The organism is Streptomyces aureus (genome assembly GCF_001418135.1).
Taxonomy (GTDB): Bacteria; Actinomycetota; Actinomycetes; order Streptomycetales; family Streptomycetaceae; genus Streptomyces; species Streptomyces aureus_A.
Genome location: NZ_LIPQ01000086.1, coordinates 1 through 17,878, shown reverse-complemented (window position 1 = coordinate 17,878; position 17,878 = coordinate 1). Strand labels below are relative to the sequence as shown.

At 69.9% G+C, this 17,878-nt stretch carries 20 protein-coding genes, 1 tRNA gene and 1 riboswitch; of the genes, 6 read left to right on the top strand and 15 right to left on the bottom strand.

Going from position 1 to position 17,878, the window contains the following annotated elements; genetic code table 11:
- Positions 1–130 precede the first annotated feature (130 nt).
- Positions 131–1,630, top strand: a complete 1,500-nt coding sequence (gene proP / locus AOK00_RS09085) for a glycine betaine/L-proline transporter ProP (RefSeq protein WP_055599794.1) — start codon at positions 131–133, stop codon at positions 1,628–1,630.
- A 143-nt stretch (positions 1,631–1,773) separates the two neighbouring features.
- Positions 1,774–1,857: transfer RNA gene (locus AOK00_RS09080), tRNA-Leu, on the top strand.
- Positions 1,858–1,911: 54 nt separating this feature from the next.
- Here the strand turns inward: AOK00_RS09080 and rdgB are convergent.
- The 4 genes from rdgB to AOK00_RS09060 all read right to left on the bottom strand — a co-directional run bounded on the left by rdgB (position 1,912) and on the right by AOK00_RS09060 (position 4,066).
- Complete coding sequence (gene rdgB / locus AOK00_RS09075; protein WP_055599793.1) at positions 1,912–2,514, bottom strand: RdgB/HAM1 family non-canonical purine NTP pyrophosphatase; 603 nt, start codon at positions 2,512–2,514, stop codon at positions 1,912–1,914.
- 8 nt (positions 2,515–2,522) lie between these two features.
- On the bottom strand, positions 2,523–2,930 hold the full coding sequence (locus AOK00_RS09070) for a hypothetical protein (RefSeq protein ID WP_055599792.1): 408 nt from the start codon (positions 2,928–2,930) through the stop codon (positions 2,523–2,525).
- Between the two features lie 59 nt (positions 2,931–2,989).
- Positions 2,990–3,721, bottom strand: a complete 732-nt coding sequence (rph, locus tag AOK00_RS09065) for a ribonuclease PH (RefSeq protein ID WP_055599791.1) — start codon at positions 3,719–3,721, stop codon at positions 2,990–2,992.
- Positions 3,722–3,793: 72 nt separating this feature from the next.
- Complete coding sequence (locus AOK00_RS09060) at positions 3,794–4,066, bottom strand: glucose PTS transporter subunit EIIB (RefSeq protein WP_073914414.1); 273 nt, start codon at positions 4,064–4,066, stop codon at positions 3,794–3,796.
- Between the two features lie 197 nt (positions 4,067–4,263).
- On the opposite strand from AOK00_RS09060, the gene AOK00_RS09055 reads away from it, so the two are divergent.
- The gene (locus AOK00_RS09055) at positions 4,264–5,562 is read left to right on the top strand and encodes a PTS transporter subunit EIIC (RefSeq protein WP_055599790.1); all 1,299 of its coding nucleotides are present in this window, start codon (positions 4,264–4,266) and stop codon (positions 5,560–5,562) included.
- A gap of 312 nt (positions 5,563–5,874) precedes the next feature.
- Positions 5,875–7,140, top strand: coding sequence for a PTS transporter subunit EIIC (locus AOK00_RS09050; protein WP_055599789.1), 1,266 nt, complete (start codon positions 5,875–5,877; stop codon positions 7,138–7,140).
- Between the two features lie 104 nt (positions 7,141–7,244).
- Here AOK00_RS09050 and AOK00_RS09045 read toward each other — a convergent pair whose 3' ends face one another.
- On the bottom strand, positions 7,245–7,997 hold the full coding sequence (locus AOK00_RS09045) for an MBL fold metallo-hydrolase (RefSeq protein ID WP_055599788.1): 753 nt from the start codon (positions 7,995–7,997) through the stop codon (positions 7,245–7,247).
- A 203-nt stretch (positions 7,998–8,200) separates the two neighbouring features.
- On the opposite strand from AOK00_RS09045, the gene AOK00_RS09040 reads away from it, so the two are divergent.
- Positions 8,201–8,707, top strand: coding sequence for a type II toxin-antitoxin system PemK/MazF family toxin (locus AOK00_RS09040; RefSeq protein WP_055599787.1), 507 nt, complete (start codon positions 8,201–8,203; stop codon positions 8,705–8,707).
- A gap of 144 nt (positions 8,708–8,851) precedes the next feature.
- Here the strand turns inward: AOK00_RS09040 and AOK00_RS09035 are convergent, their stop codons facing one another.
- The 10 genes from AOK00_RS09035 to clpS all read right to left on the bottom strand — a co-directional run bounded on the left by AOK00_RS09035 (position 8,852) and on the right by clpS (position 16,749).
- Entirely contained in the window at positions 8,852–9,802 is a 951-nt protein-coding gene (locus AOK00_RS09035) for a PLP-dependent cysteine synthase family protein (RefSeq protein WP_055599786.1), read from the bottom strand.
- A gap of 5 nt (positions 9,803–9,807) precedes the next feature.
- The gene (locus AOK00_RS09030; RefSeq protein ID WP_055599785.1) at positions 9,808–10,086 is read right to left on the bottom strand and encodes a MoaD/ThiS family protein; all 279 of its coding nucleotides are present in this window, start codon (positions 10,084–10,086) and stop codon (positions 9,808–9,810) included.
- 92 nt (positions 10,087–10,178) lie between these two features.
- Positions 10,179–10,295: a putative leader peptide gene (locus AOK00_RS41350; RefSeq protein ID WP_315986240.1), complete on the bottom strand. Its 117-nt coding sequence runs from the start codon at positions 10,293–10,295 to the stop codon at positions 10,179–10,181.
- 44 nt (positions 10,296–10,339) lie between these two features.
- Complete coding sequence (locus tag AOK00_RS09025; RefSeq protein WP_055599784.1) at positions 10,340–11,125, bottom strand: ABC transporter ATP-binding protein; 786 nt, start codon at positions 11,123–11,125, stop codon at positions 10,340–10,342.
- The gene (locus tag AOK00_RS09020) at positions 11,122–12,393 is read right to left on the bottom strand and encodes a FecCD family ABC transporter permease (RefSeq protein WP_254047291.1); all 1,272 of its coding nucleotides are present in this window, start codon (positions 12,391–12,393) and stop codon (positions 11,122–11,124) included. Before AOK00_RS09020 ends, AOK00_RS09025 begins: the two co-directional genes overlap by 4 nt.
- Positions 12,390–13,379 carry an ABC transporter substrate-binding protein gene (locus AOK00_RS09015; protein WP_055599783.1) on the bottom strand — a complete coding sequence of 330 codons (990 nt, stop codon included), beginning with the start codon at positions 13,377–13,379 and terminating at the stop codon, positions 12,390–12,392. The genes AOK00_RS09020 and AOK00_RS09015 overlap by 4 nt, the downstream gene beginning before the upstream one ends.
- 42 nt (positions 13,380–13,421) lie before the next feature.
- Positions 13,422–13,555, bottom strand: a riboswitch (cobalamin riboswitch).
- Positions 13,548–13,976 carry a Mov34/MPN/PAD-1 family protein gene (locus AOK00_RS09010; protein ID WP_055599782.1) on the bottom strand — a complete coding sequence of 143 codons (429 nt, stop codon included), beginning with the start codon at positions 13,974–13,976 and terminating at the stop codon, positions 13,548–13,550. It overlaps the preceding riboswitch by 8 nt.
- A gap of 123 nt (positions 13,977–14,099) precedes the next feature.
- Positions 14,100–15,527 carry an amino acid permease gene (locus tag AOK00_RS09005; protein ID WP_055599781.1) on the bottom strand — a complete coding sequence of 476 codons (1,428 nt, stop codon included), beginning with the start codon at positions 15,525–15,527 and terminating at the stop codon, positions 14,100–14,102.
- A gap of 335 nt (positions 15,528–15,862) precedes the next feature.
- Positions 15,863–16,444: a DUF2017 domain-containing protein gene (locus AOK00_RS09000; RefSeq protein ID WP_055599780.1), complete on the bottom strand. Its 582-nt coding sequence runs from the start codon at positions 16,442–16,444 to the stop codon at positions 15,863–15,865.
- On the bottom strand, positions 16,444–16,749 hold the full coding sequence (gene clpS, locus AOK00_RS08995; protein WP_030222252.1) for an ATP-dependent Clp protease adapter ClpS: 306 nt from the start codon (positions 16,747–16,749) through the stop codon (positions 16,444–16,446). The genes AOK00_RS09000 and clpS overlap by 1 nt, the downstream gene beginning before the upstream one ends.
- A 111-nt stretch (positions 16,750–16,860) precedes the next feature.
- Between clpS and AOK00_RS08990 the strand changes: the two genes are divergently transcribed.
- A partial coding sequence (locus AOK00_RS08990) for a nicotinate phosphoribosyltransferase (protein ID WP_055599795.1) occupies positions 16,861–17,878 on the top strand: 1,018 nt, incomplete at its 3' end.

The following is a 17,878-nucleotide window of genomic DNA, read 5'->3' as shown; positions in this document are numbered from 1 at the left end:
CTGACCGCCCGCCCGCCCGGGCCCGGGGACGACGTGACCCACGTCCCATTCCCGGGCGGATCCCGTTTGCGAACGGCACGACCGTACAGAAGGTCCTCTGGAGTTTTTCCCGGAGAGAGGACGTACGGCCATGCCGGCCACAGACCGCGACGGCCCCGTCGCCGATCCCGAGGCCCAGAGGCGTCATCCGCTGCTGTTCAAGGCCGTCGTCCGGCGACGGCAGCCCAGGCTGCGGCGCACCGACATCACGGTCACCGACGAGGCGGCCGTCAAGCGGGCCGTGAAGGCGGCCTCGCTGGGGAACGCCATGGAGTGGTTCGACTTCGGCATCTACGCCTACCTCGCCGTCACCCTCGGCCATGTCTTCTTCCCGTCGGGAAACGACACCGTCCAGCTGCTGTCGTCCTTCGCGACGTTCGCGGTCGCCTTCCTGGTCCGCCCGCTCGGCGGCATGGTGTTCGGCCCGATGGGTGACCGGCTGGGCCGAAAGAAGGTCCTCGCGCTGACGATGATCCTCATGGCCGTCGGCACCTTCGCGATCGGCCTGATCCCGTCGTACGCCTCCATCGGCTTCTGGGCGCCGGCCCTCCTGGTCTTCTTCCGGATGCTCCAGGGCTTCTCCACCGGCGGCGAGTACGGCGGCGCCTCGACCTTCATCGCCGAGTACGCCCCCGACCGCCGCAGGGGCTACTTCGGCAGCTTCCTGGAGTTCGGCACCCTGGCGGGCTACGTCGGCGCGGCAGGCCTGGTGACCGCGCTCAGCGCCTGGCTCGGCTCCGACACCATGGAGGCATGGGGCTGGCGCGTGCCGTTCCTGGTCGCGGGCCCGCTGGGCCTCGTCGGCCTCTATCTGCGACTGCGGCTCGACGAGACGCCCGCCTTCCAGAAGCTGGAGAACGAGTCGGCGCGCGCCTCCGAGGCGGCCGACGCGGTGGAGACCTCCACCAAGGGCGACCTGGCGAAGATCTTCCGGCAGCAGTGGCCGACGCTGATCCTGTGCATCGCGCTGGTCGGCGCGTACAACATCACCGACTACATGCTGCTGTCGTACATGCCGACGTACCTCTCCGACGAGCTCGGCTACAGCGAGACGCACGGCCTGCTGATCCTGCTGCTCGTGATGGTCCTGCTGATGCTGGTCATCACTCAGGTCGGGCGCCTGAACGACCGATTCGGGCGGAAGCCGGTACTGATGGCGGGCATGCTGGGCTTCCTGTTCCTGTCACTGCCCGCGTTCCTGCTGATCGGCCAGGGCGGCGTGGCCGCGATCACGGCGGGCATGCTGATGCTCGGCCTGTCCCTGGTCTGCATGCTCGGCACCATGTCAGCGGCGCTCCCGGCGCTCTTCCCGACGGACGTCCGCTACGGCTCCCTGTCGGTGGGCTACAACCTGTCGGCGTCGCTGTTCGGCGGTACGACCCCACTCGTGATCACGGCCCTCATCGGCGCGACCGGCAGCAATCTGATGCCGGCGTACTACGCGATGGGCGCGGCGCTGGTCGGAGTGATCGCGGTCGCCTGCATGAAGGAGACGGCCCAACAGCCCCTGGAGGGCTCGCCGCCGTCGGTGGAGACCCCGGAGGAAGCGGCGGAGATGGTGATGGCCCAGGCCCCCGAACCGAGGTTCTGACCCTCTCCCCCGCCGCCGCAACGGCCCGCACCGGACGTCGGGGTGCGGATCGGATCGAGAACGTGCGACTGCTCTGCCCCAACTGCCATGCGACCACCACGACGTGGTGCCGGGGTGGCGCCCGGTACGATGACACGCAGCGAGCGGCGGTGGTGCAATGGCGACACAGCAGACTTAGGATCTGTGGCCCTTGATCGGGCTTGAGGGTTCGAATCCCTTCCGCCGCACGAAAACGGCCTGCGAATCGATGGATCGATTCGCAGGCCGTCTGTCTCGGGCCCTCAGCCCAGCAGTTCCTTCACCACCGGCACCAGTGCCCGGAACGCCTTGCCTCGGTGGCTGATCGCGTTCTTCTCCGCCGGGGTCAGTTCCGCGCAGGTCACCTCGTGGCCCTTCGGCTGGAGGATCGGGTCGTAGCCGAAGCCGTTCGCGCCCACGGGGGCGTGGCGGAGGGTGCCCGGCATCGTGCCCTCGACGACGCGTTCCGTGCCGTCGGGCAGCGCCAGGGCCGCCGCGCAGGCGAAGTGGGCGCCCCGGTGTTCGTCGGCGATGTCGGAGAGCTGGGCCAGGAGCAGGTCGAGGTTCGCGCGGTCGTCGCCGTGCGTGCCCGACCAGCGGGCCGAGAAGATGCCGGGGGCGCCGTTCAGGACGTCGACGCAGAGGCCGGAGTCGTCGGCCACGGCGGGCAGGCCGGTCGCCTGGGCGAGGGCGTGGGCTTTGAGGAGGGCGTTCTCGGCGAAGGTGACGCCGGTTTCCTTGACGTCGGGGATCTCCGGGTACGCGTCCGCGCCGACGAGTTCGAGGTCGAGGCCTGCGTCGGCGAGGATCGCGTGGAGTTCGGTGATCTTGCCCGCGTTGCGGGTGGCGAGGATCAGACGGGTCATGTCACCGATTATCCCGGGGTGCAGACCTTGCCGATCTCGGTGGCCGCGTCGGTGATGGGGGTGATGTCCGGCGTGGTGTCGCCGTTCTTGACGGCGGTGCGGACGGTGTCGACGCCCTTGGTGAGGTCGTCGACCGCCTTGGAGAGGTCGGCGTTGTCCGTGGTGTTCTTGAGGTTGCCCAGTTCCGTGGAGATGGAGTTGAGGGATTCCTCGATCTGGGTGGCGTCGTTCGAGGCGTTGGAGACCGCCTGCTGAAGGTTGCTCACCGAGGTGGCTATCGCGTCGGCGGTCTTGACGCAGTCCATTGCTTTGTCGAGGGCTCCGCAGCCGCTCAGGACGGTGGTGAGTGCGGCGGCCGTGGCCACGGCGAGTGCGAGACGGCGCTTCAAGGCGGGTCCTCCCCCAGATTCGTACATGCGGACGGGCGGGCGCAGGGATCGTACCGGCTGCCCGCCCGTCAGGACGCAGTGCGGGGTCAGAGGGTTCCTTCGAGGGCCTTGCGCTGGATCTCGGCGAGTTCGGCGCAGCCGCCGGACGCGAGGTCGAGGAGGGCGTTGAGCTCGTCGCGGTCGAAGGGCTCGGCCTCGGCGGTGCCCTGGACCTCGACGAAGCGGCCGTCGCCGGTGCAGACGACGTTCATGTCGGTGTCGGCGCGGACGTCTTCCTCGTAGCAGAGGTCGAGGAGGGGGACGCCGTCGACGATGCCGACGGAGACGGCGCCGACGGTGCCGGTGAGGGGCTTGCGGCCGGCCTTGACGAGCTTCTTGGTCTGGGCCCAGGTGACGGCGTCGGCGAGGGCGACGTACGCGCCGGTGATGGCGGCGGTGCGGGTGCCGCCGTCGGCCTGGAGGACGTCGCAGTCGAGGACGATGGTGTTCTCGCCGAGCGCCTTGTAGTCGATGACGGCGCGCAGCGAGCGGCCGATGAGGCGGGAGATCTCGTGGGTGCGGCCGCCGATCTTGCCGCGGACGGATTCGCGGTCGCCGCGGGTGTTGGTGGCGCGCGGGAGCATGGAGTACTCGCCGGTGACCCAGCCTTCGCCGCTGCCCTTGCGCCAGCGCGGGACGCCTTCGGTGACGGAGGCGGTGCAGAAGACCTTGGTGTCGCCGAAGGAGATGAGGACGGAGCCCTCGGCGTGCTTGCTCCATCCGCGTTCGATGGTGACGGGGCGGAGCTGTTCGGGGGTACGGCCGTCGATACGAGACATGGGACGAGCCTAGCGGGACACGCGAAGGGCCCGTTCCCCTGCCGGAACGGGCCCTTCAGCTGATGCGGCTGCTTACATCATGTCTTCGATGTCGGCGGCGATCGGGTCGGCGTCGGTGCCGATGACGACCTGGATCGCGGTGCCCATCTTGACGACGCCGTGGGCGCCGGCGGCCTTGAGGGCGGCCTCGTCGACCTTGGACGGGTCCACGACCTCGGTGCGCAGGCGGGTGATGCAGCCTTCGACCTCTTCGATGTTCTCGATGCCGCCGAGGCCGGCGACGATCTTCTCAGCCTTGCTGGCCATGTGTTTCTCCCTGTCCGTTCCGTTCGCGCGTACGCGAATGTCGGCGCACCTGCGGTCCGCTTTGTCACGGTAACCCACGGTTGGCCCAACTTCGCGAGCGAGTGCCGCTGTTCTACCGAAAGATAACGATCACCGGCGGCCTGTCCTCAGCGGGCTCCGGGGAGCCTACCGCAACTGGTCTACACCAGTGTGCAACGAGACGCGGACCCGGCTTGTTCCGGGCAGGGAGGACGCCGATGAGTACCGACAGCGCTGCGGCGCAGCCGAAGAAGTCCGTGTGGGGCGGACTCTTCCAGGGGCTCCAGAAGATGGGCCGCAGCCTCCAGCTCCCCATCGCCGTCCTCCCGGCCGCGGGCATCATCAACCGGCTCGGCCAGCCGGACGTGTTCGGGGCGGACGGTCTCGGCTGGGACAACGTCGCCAAGGTGATGGCGGGCGCCGGTGGCGCGCTTCTCGACGGCAACCTCGGCCTGCCGCTGCTGTTCTGCATCGGTGTCGCGATCGGCATGGCGAAGAAGTCCGACGGATCGACCGCGCTCGCGGCGGTCGTCGGCTTCCTCGTCTACTTCAACGTGCTGCGCCAGTTCCCGAAGGACTGTCCGCCGGGGACGGCGGACATCGGTGGCGGCTGCCTCGCCGTCGACGACTCCTTCGCGGGCTACACGTACCAGAACCCCGGCGTCTTCGGCGGCATCGTCATGGGTCTGCTCACCGCGTACCTGTGGCAGCGGTACCACCGGACGAAGCTGGTGGACTGGCTGGGCTTCTTCAACGGCCGCCGGCTGGTCCCGATCATCATGACGTTCGTGGCGATCGCGTTCGCCGCGCTGTGCCTGTGGATCTGGCCGCCGATCGGTGACGCCCTGGAGAACTTCAGCGACTGGCTGGTCGGGCTCGGCTCGTGGGGTTCGGGCATCTTCGGTCTGGCGAACCGGGCGCTGCTCGTCATCGGTCTGCATCAGTTCCTGAACGTGCCGATCTGGTTCCAGTTCGGCACGTACGAGAAGCCGGACGGTACGACGGTCCACGGTGACATCCCCATGTTCCTCGCGGGTGACCCGAACGCCGGCCAGTTCCTGACGGGCTTCTTCCCGATCATGATGTTCGCGCTTCCGGCGGCAGCGCTGGCGATCACGCACTGCGCCAAGCCGCACCGGCGCAAGGAGGTCGGCGGCATGATGCTGTCGGTCGCACTGACCTCGTTCGTCACCGGCATCACCGAGCCGATCGAGTACTCGTTCCTCTTCATCGCGCCGGTGCTGTTCGCGATCCACGCGGTGCTGACGGGTGTCTCGATGGCGGTGACGTGGGCGTTCGGCGTGAAGGACGGCTTCAGCTTCTCGGCCGGCCTGATCGACTACGTGATCAACTGGGGCCTGGCGACGAAGCCGTGGCTGATCATTCCCATCGGTCTCGTGTTCGCGGTCGTGTACTACGCGATCTTCCGGTTCGCGATCACCAGGTTCAACCTCCAGACGCCCGGCCGCGAGCCGGACGAGGTCGGGGACGCGATGGAGCAGGAGAACGTCAAGTGAGTCGATGCGACAACGTCAGGTAGTGCTGCGGTCACCCTGCAGAGCCTGACCGTTTCGGGGCTTTCGCCCCTGCCGTAAGCCCCGCGACAGGCCCCTGGACCTGACAGTCCAGGGGCCTTATGTCGTGCATTTCCAGCTATGGCTGAGCGCACAGAATTCGCAGGTTCCTTATCTAAGTCTCACGTGCTAAAACTGGTCTACACCACTCATTGGTGTAGACCACGCGGTCCAGACCACCGCGTTCCACGAGACGTCGCCGTCCCCCCTTTTCCACTGTCCTCTGGCGGCGCCTTGCCTTACTGGAGGAAGTTGATGAGTACGGCCACCGCCCAGGCCGCCGCTCCCGCGAAGAAGCGCGGATCCGGCCTGTTCCAGGGCCTGCAGAAGGTCGGTCGCAGCCTGCAGCTGCCGATCGCCGTTCTGCCGGCCGCGGGTATCTTGCTCCGTCTCGGCCAGCCCGACGTCTTCGGCGCCGACGGCCTCGGGTGGACCAAGGTCGCCTCCGTCTTCGCCACCGCCGGCGGCGCGGTCTTCGACAATCTGCCCCTGCTCTTCTGCATCGGCGTCGCCATCGGCTTCGCCAAGAAGGCGGACGGCTCCACCGCCCTCGCCGCTCTCGTCGGCTTCCTGGTCTACAGCAACGTGCTGAAGGCGTTCCCCATCGCCGACGCCGTCATCAACACGACCGCGAACAAGGGCGTCGACGTCGCCGCGAAGTTCAACAACCCGGGTGTCCTCGGCGGCATCCTGATGGGTCTGATCGCGGCCGTCCTGTGGCAGAAGTTCCACCGGACCAAGCTCGTCGACTGGCTCGGCTTCTTCAACGGCCGCCGTCTCGTCCCGATCATCATGGCCTTCGTCGGCACCCTCGTCGGTGTCGTCTTCGGCCTGGTCTGGGAGCCCATCGGTGAGGGCATCTCCAGCTTCGGCGAGTGGATGACCGGCCTCGGCGCCGGTGGCGCCGGCCTCTTCGGCCTCATCAACCGCGCGCTGATCCCCGTCGGCATGCACCAGTTCGTGAACACCGTCTCCTGGTTCCAGATCGGTGACTTCACCAACGCCGCCGGCGAGGTCGTCCACGGTGACCTCAACCGCTTCTTCGCCGGTGACCCGAGCGCCGGAATCTTCATGTCGGGCTTCTTCCCGATCATGATGTTCGGCCTCCCGGCCGCCGCCATCGCCATCGCCCACGCCGCTCGCCCCGAGCGCCGCAAGGCCGTGATGGGCATGATGGTCTCCCTCGCGCTGACCTCCTTCGTCACCGGCATCACGGAGCCGATCGAGTTCACCTTCATGTTCATCGCGCCGGTCCTGTACGCGATCCACGCCGTCCTGACCGCCGTGTCCATGGCCGTCACCTGGGCCTTCGGTGTCCACGCGGGCTTCACCTTCTCGGCCGGCGGTATCGACTACCTGCTGAACTGGAACCTCGCGACCAAGCCGTGGCTGATCATCCCGATCGGTCTCGTCTTCGCGGCGATCTACTACGTGGTCTTCCGCTTCGCGATCACCAAGTTCAACCTCCCGACGCCGGGCCGCGAGTCCGACGAGGAGATCGAGGACCTCACCAAGGCGTGAGCCTCACCCGCAGCACGGAAGGGCCCCGGAACCGCACGTACGGTTCCGGGGCCCTTCCCGTTGTCGCTTCCCTTGGCCTGCCCTCCCGTCACCGGGGGACGGCATCAGATCTCGTAGACCGCGCCCGGTCGCGCCAGCTCCGACGGGCCCGAGTACACCTGGCGGGCGTCCGCCAGGTTCCGCTCGCCGTCCGTCCACGGCGGGATGTGGGTCAGGACGAGCCGGCCCACCGACGAGCGGGTCGCCTCGGCGCCCGCCTCGCGGCCGTTCAGGTGGAGGGCCGGGATGTCCTCCTTGCCGTGGGTGAAGGAGGCCTCGCAGAGGAAGAGGTCACTGCCCTCGGCGAGCTTGTGCAGCGACTCGCAGACCCCGGTGTCCCCGGAGTACGTGAGCGAGCGGCCGTTGTGCTCGACCCGGATGCCGTACGCCTCGACCGGATGGCACACCTTCTCCGTACGGACCGAGAACGGGCCGATCTCGAAGGCGCCCGACTTCAGGGTGCGGAAGTCGAAGACCTCGCTCATCGAAGTGGGCGAAGGGGTGTCCGCGTACGCCGTGGTCAGGCGCTGCTCGGCGCCCTCCGGGGCGTAGACGGGGAGCGCGTCGCAGCGTCCGCCCTCGTGCCGGTAGTAGCGGGCGACGAAGTACCCGCACATGTCGATGCAGTGGTCCGCGTGCAGATGGCTGAGGAAGATCGCGTCGAGGTCGTACAGACCGATGTGTCGCTGCAGCTCGCCCAGGGCGCCGTTGCCCATGTCGAGGAGCAGCCGGAAGCCGTCGGCCTCGACGAGGTAGCTCGAACAGGCCGAATCCGCGGACGGGAACGACCCGGAGCAGCCGACGACGGTGAGCTTCATGGAGCGTGAACCTCCGTGGACGGATACGGAAAGCGCGCTGAGGAAGGGGGAGGCTGTGCGGTCTGTCGAGCGTAAGGCGCTCCCGTGCCTGTCGCTCCTTTGCGGTGGCCCGTTGTGGGCGAACTCACGGGCTCTGTCACCGGTTCGGATGGATGGCGGGCCGCGTCGGCGCAGTGAGCCGCGCGCCGGTACCGTCTTGAGGTATGGACACGTCGTGGTGGCCCGCGCTGGTCGCGGTCGTGGTGATCGCACTGGTGGTGGCGCTCGCCGACGGGTGGCGGCGGTCGTCGCGCCGCCCGTCGGGACGACCGTCGGGGCGCCCGTCGGGACGGACCCGCCCGCCGGCCCGGCCGACGCGGCCGGGCGGACGGCCCACCGGGCCGCGGACGGCTCCGTCGCGGTCGCCGCGGGCCGCGGAGATCTGGTGGGCGGACGTGCCCTTCGAGGACGGGCCCGGGTCGAAGGACCGGCCCTGTCTCGTGCTGTCGGTACGGGGGGACAGCGCGCTCGTCGCCAAGATCACCAGCAAGTACCACGACGAGCGGCCGGGTGTGATCGCGCTGCCGCCGGGTGCGGTGGGCGATGCGCAGGGGCGGCCGAGTTTTCTGGAGACGGACGAGCTGCGGGAGGTTCCGGTCTCGGAGTTCCGGCGGAAAGCGGGGATGGCGGACCCGGTCCTGTGGGACCGGGTCCGCCATCTGGCGCGGTAGCCGTTGCGGGCCCGCTGGTGCGGGGCCCGCTGGTGCGGGTTCAGGCGCTGGGAGCCTGGGCGCGGCCGAGCGCGCCGTTCCGTCGTGCCCACCCGTTCCGCCCTGCGGAACGATGCCCACGACGGGGGGCGGGGTGGGGAAGGCTTACGCCCAGAGTTGGCCCTGGACCGCTGCGATGGCTTCTTCCGTGGTGGCCGCCGTGTAGAGGCCCGTCGAGAGGTACTTCCAGCCGCCGTCGGCGACGACGAAGGCGATGTCCGCGCTCTCGCCCGCCTTCACCGCCTTGTTGCCGACGCCGATGGCCGCGTGCAGGGCCGCGCCCGTGGAGACGCCCGCGAAGATGCCCTCCTCCTTGAGGAGTTCCCGGGTGCGCGTCACGGCGTCGGCCGAGCCGACGGAGAAGCGCGTGGTGAGGACGGAGGCGTCGTACAGCTCCGGTACGAAGCCCTCGTCGAGGTTCCGGAGGCCGTAGACGAGGTCGTCGTAGCGCGGCTCCGCGGCGACGATCTTGACGTCGGGCTTCTGCTCGCGCAGGTAGCGGCCGACTCCCATGAGGGTGCCGGTGGTACCGAGGCCCGCCACGAAGTGGGTGATCGAGGGCAGGTCGGCGAGGATCTCGGGGCCGGTGGTGGCGTAGTGGGCGCCCGCGTTGTGCGGGTTGCCGTACTGGTAGAGCATCACCCAGGTCGGGTTCTCGGCCGCGATCTCCTTGGCGACGCGCACCGCCGTGTTCGACCCGCCCGCCGCGGGGGACGAGATGATCTCGGCGCCCCACATGGCGAGCAGCTGGCGGCGCTCTTCGCTGGTGTTCTCGGGCATGACACAGACGATGCGGTAGCCCTTGAGCTTGGCCGCCATGGCCAGCGAGATGCCGGTGTTGCCGCTGGTCGGCTCCAGGATGGTGCAGCCGGGGGTGAGGCGGCCGTCCTTCTCCGCCTGCTCGATCATGTGGAGCGCGGGGCGGTCCTTGACCGAACCGGTCGGGTTGCGGTCCTCCAGCTTCGCCCAGATGCGGACGTCGTCCGAGGGCGAGAGCCGGGGGAGGCGGACGAGCGGCGTGTTGCCGACCGCCGCCAGCGAGGAGTCGTAGCGCATGTGGATCAGACCATGCCACCGGCGACGGCCGGCAGGATCGTGACGTTGTCGCCGTCGGTGAGCTTGGTGTCGATGCCGTCGAGGAAGCGGACGTCCTCGTCGTTGAGGTAGACGTTGACGAAGCGGCGGAGCTTGCCGTCGTCGACGATGCGGGCCTCGATCCCGGCGTGGCGGGACTCCAGGTCGGCGAAGAGCTCGGCGAGGGTGCCACCGCTGCCCTGGACGGCCTTCTCGCCGTCGGTGTAGGTGCGGAGGATGGTCGGGATGCGGACCTCGATGGCCATGGCGTGGGCTCCTGTCGGAAGTGGCGTGATGGGCGCGCTGCTGGGGCCCCCGCGCGGAGGGGGGTCGTACGTAAGTGCGCTCGGCCGGTCGCTCAGAGCGCAGCGCGGGACGAACAGATCGCGCTGGCGAGGCGGCACAGGTCGACGTGCAGGCGCGCGACGAGCAGGACTGTGCCCGGAGTCTCTTCGCTCACGTCGTGGGAAACCATGGGCTCATCGTATCGATTCCCGGTCCGGGTTCCGGAATGTGATCTCACATGGTGGATGATTGCTGACCGCCTGCCGGACTGTGCTGGAAGAGGACGGTGGGGCTCCCCGTCCTCGGATGCGGGATGACCTCGGCATCCACGCCGTAGACGGCCTCCAGGAGGGCGGGGGTGAGGACCTCGGCGGGTGTGCCGCCGGTGACGAGCCTTCCGCGCTCAAGGACGTAGATCCGGTCGCAGTACGCCCCCGCGAGGTTGAGGTCGTGCAGCGCGAGCAGGTTGGTGGTGCCCAGGGTACGGACGAGGGCGAGGACGTCGAGCTGGTGGCGGATGTCCAGGTGGTTGGTGGGTTCGTCGAGGACGAGGAGGTCCGGGTCCTGGACGAGGGCGCGGGCGACCAGCACGCGTTGGCGCTCGCCGCCGGAGAGGGTGGGGTACGGGCGGTCGGCGAGGTCGGCGAGACCGACGCGGGCGAGGGCGCCCTCGGCGCGCTCCCGGTCGGCGCCGGTGTCGCCCTCCCAGAACCGTTTGTGCGGGGAGCGGCCGAGGGCGACGAGTTCGCCGACGGTGAGTTCGAACTCGAGGGCGCTGTCCTGGGGGACGGTGGCGACGCGGCGGGCGCGGGCCTTGGGGCCGAGGGCGTGGAGGTCGTCGCCGTCGAGGAGGGCGCGGCCCGCCGTCGGGGTGAGGGTGCCGTAGACGCAGCGCAGGAGGGTGGTCTTGCCGCTGCCGTTGGGTCCGATGAGGCCGACGGTCTCGCCGGGGCGGACGGTCAGGTCGACGGAGCGGAGCCGGTTCTCGTACGAGAGGCCGTGCAGGCGCAGTTCGGTCACAGCGGTGCTCCTTCCGGGCGGCGGCGCATCAGCCAGAGGAAGAACGGGCCGCCGGTGAGGGCCGTGAGGATGCCGACGGGGATGTCCTGGGGTGCGGCGACGGTCCGGGCGCCGAGGTCGGCGAGGACCAGGGCGAGCGCTCCGCCGAGCGCGGCGACCGGGAGGAGCCGGCGGTGCGGGGCGCCGACGGCGAGCCGGGCGGCGTGCGGGGCCATCAGGCCGACGAAGCCGACGGCTCCGCTGGCGGCGACCATGACGGCGGTGACGAGGGAGGCGAGGACGAAGACGGCGGCGCGGAACCGGGCGGTGTCCAGGCCGAGGACGGTGGCGCCCTCCTCGCCGACGAGGAGCAGGTCGAGCGGGCGGGCGAGGGTGAGGAGGGCGCCGACGCCGACGGCGAGGACGGCGGCGGGCAGGGCCAGGGTGTCCCAGCGGGCGCTGCCGAGGCCGCCGAGGGACCAGTACATGGCCTCCTGGAACTGCTCGGGTCGTCCGGCGACGACCAGGAGCAGGGTGGCGAGGGCGGACAGGATGTAGGAGACGGCGACTCCGGCGAGGACGAGCCGGGTGCTGGTCAGGGTGCCGCCGCGGCGCGCGAGTCCGTAGACGAGGACGAGGGAGAGCAGGGCGCCCGCGAAGGCGCCGGTGGGCAGGGCGAGCGTGGTGGTCACGCCTCCGACGAGGCCCACTCCCCCGCCGGCGACCAGGACGAGGACGGCTCCGGCGGAGGCGCCGGAGGAGATCCCGAGGAGGAAGGGGTCGGCGAGCCGGTTGCGGACGAGGGCCTGGAGGACGGCGCCGACGACGGCGAGCCCGGCGCCGACGACCGCGCCGAGCAGGACCCGGGGCAGCCGTACGTCGAGGACGATCGTGCGGTACGGGGAGGGGTCGGCGGCGCGTCCGGTGAGGGCGTCGAGGACCTGGCCGGGCGGGATGCGCACGGAGCCGAGGGCGAGCGAGGCGAGGGCGGCGGCGGCGAGGGCGAGAACCAGTCCGGCGACGACGACCGCGTACCGCAGCGGCCCGCCGCCCGCCCGCACGGGCGGGTCCGCGCGGGCGGCACGGGACGGCGCGGAGGTGTTGAGCGGGCCGGACCGGACGGGCGGCCCGGACTTGCCGGCGGACTCGGTCCTGGCGGAACGGACCGGCTCGGCGGCCCGGGTCGGCTCGGTTGTCGGGCCGGTCGGCGGTTCGGGGTGGGGCGGGATCCGTGGCGGGGCCGGCGGCTCTCCCGGCGACGCGTCCTCGGCGCGGGTCTCCGCGCTCATCGGGCCGGGTGGAGCTGGGCCGCCAGCTTGTCGACGGCCGCGGGGACGCGGACGCCGAGGACGGTGTCGGAGAGCGGCATCACGGCGAACCGGCGGTTCTTGATCGCGGGGACGTCCTTGAGCGCCGGGTCGTCGAGGAGCCGCTTCTTCTTCTGTTCGACGGTGGTGGAGCCGTAGTCGTAGATGACGACGACCTCGGGCTTGCGGGCGACGACCTGTTCCCAGGTGGCGTCGCCGAAGGCCTTGTCGAGGTCGGCGAAGACGTTCCGGCCTCCGGCGCGGGTGATGAGGTCGTTGCCGATGCCCTTGCCGCCGGCGGTGAAGGCGGTCTTGTCGCCGCTGTCGTAGACGAAGACGGGGACGGGCGCGGTGCCCTTGAGGCGCTTCTCGGTGGCGGCGACGGTGGTCCGCGCCTCCCGGACCCACTTCTCGGCCCGGTCGGGGACGCCGAACGTCCGGCCGACCTCGCCGACTTCGCGGTAGAGGTCGTCGACGGAGGGCGAGCCGGACGGGCAGTACTCGGTGTTGAGCCGGGTGTCGATGCCCGCGCGCTTCAGGTCGTCGCGGCTCCGGCCGTCCTTGCTCGCGAAGGCGGAGGAGTAGCCGCCATACACGAAGTCGGGTCCGGCGGCGAGCAGGGCCTCCTTGGAGGGGTACTCCTTCGCGAGGACGGGGACGGAGTCGTACGCCTTCTTGTAGGCGGGGAGGATCGCGTCGTCGAGGTAGGCGGTGCCGACGAGGGACTTCTCCAGGCCGAGGGCGAGCATGACCTCGGTGACGTGCTGGTTCATGGTGACCGCGCGCTTCGGCGGGGCCTTGAAGGTCGTCTTCACACCGCAGTTGGAGACGGTGTACGGGAATCCCGGGGCGGCCTTGGCGGCGGGGGTCTCCGCCGCGGGGGCCGAGCAGGCGGCGAGCGGCGGGAGCAGAACGGCGGCGGACAGCAGGGGCGCCAGGGGCAGCCGGGTGCGACGGGTCCAGGACATGACGGAACGTGCCTCCTCCGGGGATTTCCACGTCCCCGATCGGTGGTGAGAAGGCGGCAGGTCAGTTCCTGGCTTCCGTCTCCCGGAGGAGGCGGTCACAGTGGCGGGACCGTGCCGGATTCGCACCGGCTTCCTGGGTCCTGCCGCCCGTAGGTCCCGGCCAGTGTCTCAGGCGTCGTACTCCTCGACGACCTTGACCTCTTCCTCGGTCACGACGCCCTCGACGATGGTGAAGGAGCGGAACTGGAAGGGGCCGGCGCCGTCGCTGTCCGCGGTGGAGACGAGGACGTAGTGGGCGTGGGGCTCGTTGGCGTACGAGATGTCCGTGCGGGACGGGTAGGCCTCGGTCGCGGTGTGCGAGTGGTAGACGATGACGGGCTCCTCGTCCCGGTCGTCCATCTCGCGGTAGAGCTTGAGCAGGTCCGCGGAGTCGAACTCGTAGAAGGTGGGCGAGCGGGCGGCGTTGAGCATCGGGATGAACCGCTCGGGGCGGCCGGTGCCGACCGGTCCCGCGACCACGCCGCAGGCCTCGTCGGGGTGGTCCGCGCGCGAGTGTTTCACGATCTGGTCGTACAGGGCCCGGGTGATGGTCAGCATGCCGACAGGATAAGCCGACGGGCCGTTCCGTACCGGGGAGTGGTACGGAACGGCCCGTATGCCGAGACGATCGAGGTCAGAGCCGTTTGGGGACGACCCGGGACGACCGCCCGCGGGGTCCGGTCAGGACCGCTTGGCGAAGGCGGCGCCCTCGGGGTTGCGGGACTTCAGGACCAGGTAGGAGACGCCGAGGATGAGACCCCAGACCGGGGCGGCGTACAGCGAGACCCGGGCGCCCTCGTCGATGCCCATCATCACGATGACCATGCCGATGAAGAGGAGCGCGAACCAGCTGGTGTACGGGGCTCCCGGGGCCTTGAAGGTCGACTCGGGAAGCTCGCCGCGGTCGGCCTTGGCGCGGTAGCGGATCTGGCAGACCAGGATCATGATCCAGGCCCACATGCCGGAGATGGTGGCGAAGGAGACGACGTACTCGAAGGCCTTGCCCGGGGCGACGTAGTTGATCCAGACGCCGACCAGCATCAGCGAGGCCGAGAAGGTCAGGCCGAGCAGCGGGGTGCCGTTCTTGGTGAGCCTGGTGAAGACCTTCGGGCCCTGGCCGTTGAGCGCGAGGTCGCGCAGCATGCGGCCGGTGGAGTACATGCCCGAGTTGCAGGAGGACAGGGCCGCGGTCAGCACCACGAAGTTGACGATGGCGGCGCCGACGCCGAGGCCCATCTTCTCGAAGGCGGCGACGAACGGGGAGACGCCCGGCTGGAACTCGGTCCACGGGACGACCGAGAGGATCATGATGAGCGCGCCGACGTAGAAGACGGCGATGCGCCACGGCACGGTGTTGATGGCCTTGGGCAGGACGGTCTTCGGGTCCTTGGACTCGCCGGCGGTGACGCCGACCAGCTCGACGGCGAGGAACGCGAACATGACGATCTGCAGGGTCATCAGCGTGTTGCCGATGCCGGTGGGGAAGAAGCCGCCCTGGTCCCACAGGTGGGTCACGGAGGCGGTGTCGCCGGCGTCGGAGAAGCCGATGGTGAGGATGCCGGCGCAGATCAGGATCATGCCGATGATGGCGGTGACCTTGACCATGGAGAACCAGAACTCCAGCTCACCGAAGAGCTTCACGGAGATCAGGTTGGCGCCGTAGAGGATCACGGTGAAGACCAGCGCGGAGATCCACTGCGGGATGTCCCACCAGTACGTCATATAGGTGGCCGCGGCGGTGACTTCGGTGATGCCGGTGACGACCCAGAAGAGCCAGTACGTCCAGCCGGTCACGAAGCCCCAGAACGGGCCGACGAACTCCCGTGCGTACTCCGCGAAGGAGCCGGACACGGGGCGGTACATGAGGAGCTCGCCGAGGGCGCGCATGATGAAGAAGATGACCAGGCCCGCGATGGCGTACGCGAGGATCAGGCTGGGTCCCGCCTTGGCGATGGCCTTGCCGGCGCCGAGGAAGAGGCCGGTGCCGATGGCACCGCCGATCGCGATCATCTGGATCTGCCGGGCGCCGAGGCCACGCTGGTAGCCCTCGCCGCCGTCCACGGCCCCGTCGGTGCCGTCGTGCTGCTTGTCGACCTGCACAGAGGTCATGGTGGTGCGCCTTTCTCCATGCTGATCCGCGCGACTGCGAGTGCGTCTGCCGCGGATCAGATCCTGATCCCCCCGGATGTGGATGGAGTGCCACCGGCGGTCAGCCGGTCGAAGCGCCCTCGGGAACAGGGGTGGCGTCCCCGAGCGGTCGTGAAGATTTATCACGGGGTGGGTCGCGATCGAGGGAGTTCCATGTGGCGCACGCCACAGAAAACGGCGGGCGGAAGGGACTCAAGACGGCAAAGCGGACGCTCTGATAACGCATTCGTTATCCGGATTTGAGCGTCCGCTGAGCGAACACCCCGCCAGGGAGGGGTGTCGGGAGGAGGTCGGCGTCAGGACATCAGGGTCTCGACGAGGGACTCCTGGAGAGCCCCCAGCCAGAGGTACGCCATCACCATCGGCTTGCGCGGGTCGGAGTCCGGCAGCCGGTAGAGCTGCTCGCCCTCGTCGTCGGTGACCTCCAGGCGGGTGCCGATGGTCAGCCGGAGGTCGTTGAGCGCGCCGAGCCAGGCGCGGGACTCGTCCGGGGTCAGCTTCAGGACGGCGCCGCCCTCGCCCGCCGCGTCGGCGGAGAGCGCGTCGAGGGCGCGGACGACGACGAGCGCGTCCTCGCGCTTGCGGGCCCGCAGGTCGTTCTCGGTGAAGCGGCGGAAGTCGGAGGCGGCCGCCCGCAGCTCCTCGCTGTCGTCCCCGTACGCGTCGGGGAAGAGGCGCTTGAGGGCCGGGTCGGACGGCGGCTTGCTGGGGCCCTCGGCGAAGAGCGCGGCCAGCGGGTCGGCGTCCTTGGCGGGCTCGTCGCCCGGCCCGATCAGCTCCATGAGCTGGACGGCGAGGGAGCGGAGGATGGAGATCTCGACGTCGTCGAGGGCGACGGCCGCGCCGCCGCCGGGCAGGGTCTCGAAGTGCCCGGCCATCAGCCGCGGTCCTGGGTGAGGGTCGCCCAGAGGCCGTAGCCGTGCATCGCCTGCACGTCGCGCTCCATCTCCTCGCGGGTGCCGCTGGAGACGACCGCGCGGCCCTTGTGGTGCACGTCGAGCATCAGCTTGTGCGCCTTGTCCTTGGAGTAGCCGAAGTACGCCTGGAAGACGTAGGTCACGTAGCTCATCAGGTTGACCGGATCGTTGTGCACGAGGGTCACCCAGGGCACGTCGGGTTCGACGACCGCGGAGACCTCCTCGGCCGATTCCGTACGTTCGATCTCAATAGGCGCGACGCTCACTCACCCCATGCTGCCACCCCGGAGGGCCCGTCGCACAAACGGGTCACCCGCCCGTCACCCGCTCGCACCACTATTCGTCACTCTGACGATTTCTGCGCTAGCATCGCTGACATGAACGCTGCGGACCTTGGGCTGCCGGTGGACGTGCCGTCGACCGCGCTCTTCACCGATCAGTACGAGCTGACCATGCTCCAGGCCGCCCTCCGGGGCGGCACCGCCGACCGACGCTCGGTCTTCGAGGTCTTCACCCGGCGACTGCCCGAGGGCCGGCGCTACGGCGTCCTCGCGGGCGTCGGCCGGGTCCTCGACGCCGTCGAGAACTTCCGTTTCGACCCCGCCGTCCTGGGCTTCCTGCGCGAGCGCGGCATCGTCGACGAGCCGACCCTGGAATGGCTCGCCCGCTACCGCTTCACCGGCGACATCTGGGGCTACCCCGAGGGCGAGGTGTACTTCCCCGGCTCGCCCGTCCTGCGCGTCGAGGGCTCCTTCGCCGAGTGCGTGCTCCTGGAGACGGTGATCCTCTCCATCCTCAACCACGACTCGGCCATCGCCGCCGCCGCCTCCCGCATGTCGGCCGCGGCCGGCGGGCGCCGCCTGATCGAGATGGGCGCCCGGCGCACCCACGAGCTGGCGGCCGTCGCCGCCTCCCGCGCCGCGTACGTCGGCGGCTTCGACTCCACCTCGGACCTCGCGGCCGGCTTCCGCTACGGCATCCCGACCGTCGGCACCTCCGCCCACGCCTTCACGCTCCTCCACGACAGCGAGCGGGACGCCTTCCGCGCCCAGGTCGAGAGCCTCGGCCGCGGCACGACCCTGCTCGTCGACACCTACGACGTGGCCGAGGCCGTCCGTACCGCCGTCGAGGTGGCGGGGCCCGAGCTCGGGGCCGTCCGGATCGACTCCGGCGACCTGCTGCTCGTCGCCCACCGGGTCCGGCAGCAGCTCGACGAGCTGGGCGCGCGGAACACGAAGATCGTCGTCACCTCGGACCTCGACGAGTACGCCATCGCCTCCCTCGCGGCGGCCCCGGTCGACGCGTACGGGGTGGGCACGCAGCTGGTCACCGGCAGCGGCCACCCGACCTGCTCCATGGTCTACAAGCTGGTCGCCCGCGCCTCCTCCGCCGACC

Coding starts and splice junctions, on each gene's coding strand:
- proP (WP_055599794.1), top strand. CDS start 131: ATGCCGGCCACAGACCGCGACGGCCCCGTCGCCGATCCCGAGGCCCAG.
- rdgB (WP_055599793.1), bottom strand. CDS start 2,514: ATGACCCGTCTGATCCTCGCCACCCGCAACGCGGGCAAGATCACCGAA.
- AOK00_RS09070 (WP_055599792.1), bottom strand. CDS start 2,930: ATGTACGAATCTGGGGGAGGACCCGCCTTGAAGCGCCGTCTCGCACTC.
- rph (WP_055599791.1), bottom strand. CDS start 3,721: ATGTCTCGTATCGACGGCCGTACCCCCGAACAGCTCCGCCCCGTCACC.
- AOK00_RS09055 (WP_055599790.1), top strand. CDS start 4,264: ATGAGTACCGACAGCGCTGCGGCGCAGCCGAAGAAGTCCGTGTGGGGC.
- AOK00_RS09050 (WP_055599789.1), top strand. CDS start 5,875: ATGAGTACGGCCACCGCCCAGGCCGCCGCTCCCGCGAAGAAGCGCGGA.
- AOK00_RS09045 (WP_055599788.1), bottom strand. CDS start 7,997: ATGAAGCTCACCGTCGTCGGCTGCTCCGGGTCGTTCCCGTCCGCGGAT.
- AOK00_RS09040 (WP_055599787.1), top strand. CDS start 8,201: ATGGACACGTCGTGGTGGCCCGCGCTGGTCGCGGTCGTGGTGATCGCA.
- AOK00_RS09035 (WP_055599786.1), bottom strand. CDS start 9,802: ATGCGCTACGACTCCTCGCTGGCGGCGGTCGGCAACACGCCGCTCGTC.
- AOK00_RS09030 (WP_055599785.1), bottom strand. CDS start 10,086: ATGGCCATCGAGGTCCGCATCCCGACCATCCTCCGCACCTACACCGAC.
- AOK00_RS41350 (WP_315986240.1), bottom strand. CDS start 10,295: ATGGTTTCCCACGACGTGAGCGAAGAGACTCCGGGCACAGTCCTGCTC.
- AOK00_RS09020 (WP_254047291.1), bottom strand. CDS start 12,393: ATGAGCGCGGAGACCCGCGCCGAGGACGCGTCGCCGGGAGAGCCGCCG.
- AOK00_RS09015 (WP_055599783.1), bottom strand. CDS start 13,379: ATGTCCTGGACCCGTCGCACCCGGCTGCCCCTGGCGCCCCTGCTGTCC.
- AOK00_RS09010 (WP_055599782.1), bottom strand. CDS start 13,976: ATGCTGACCATCACCCGGGCCCTGTACGACCAGATCGTGAAACACTCG.
- AOK00_RS09005 (WP_055599781.1), bottom strand. CDS start 15,527: ATGACCTCTGTGCAGGTCGACAAGCAGCACGACGGCACCGACGGGGCC.
- AOK00_RS09000 (WP_055599780.1), bottom strand. CDS start 16,444: ATGGCCGGGCACTTCGAGACCCTGCCCGGCGGCGGCGCGGCCGTCGCC.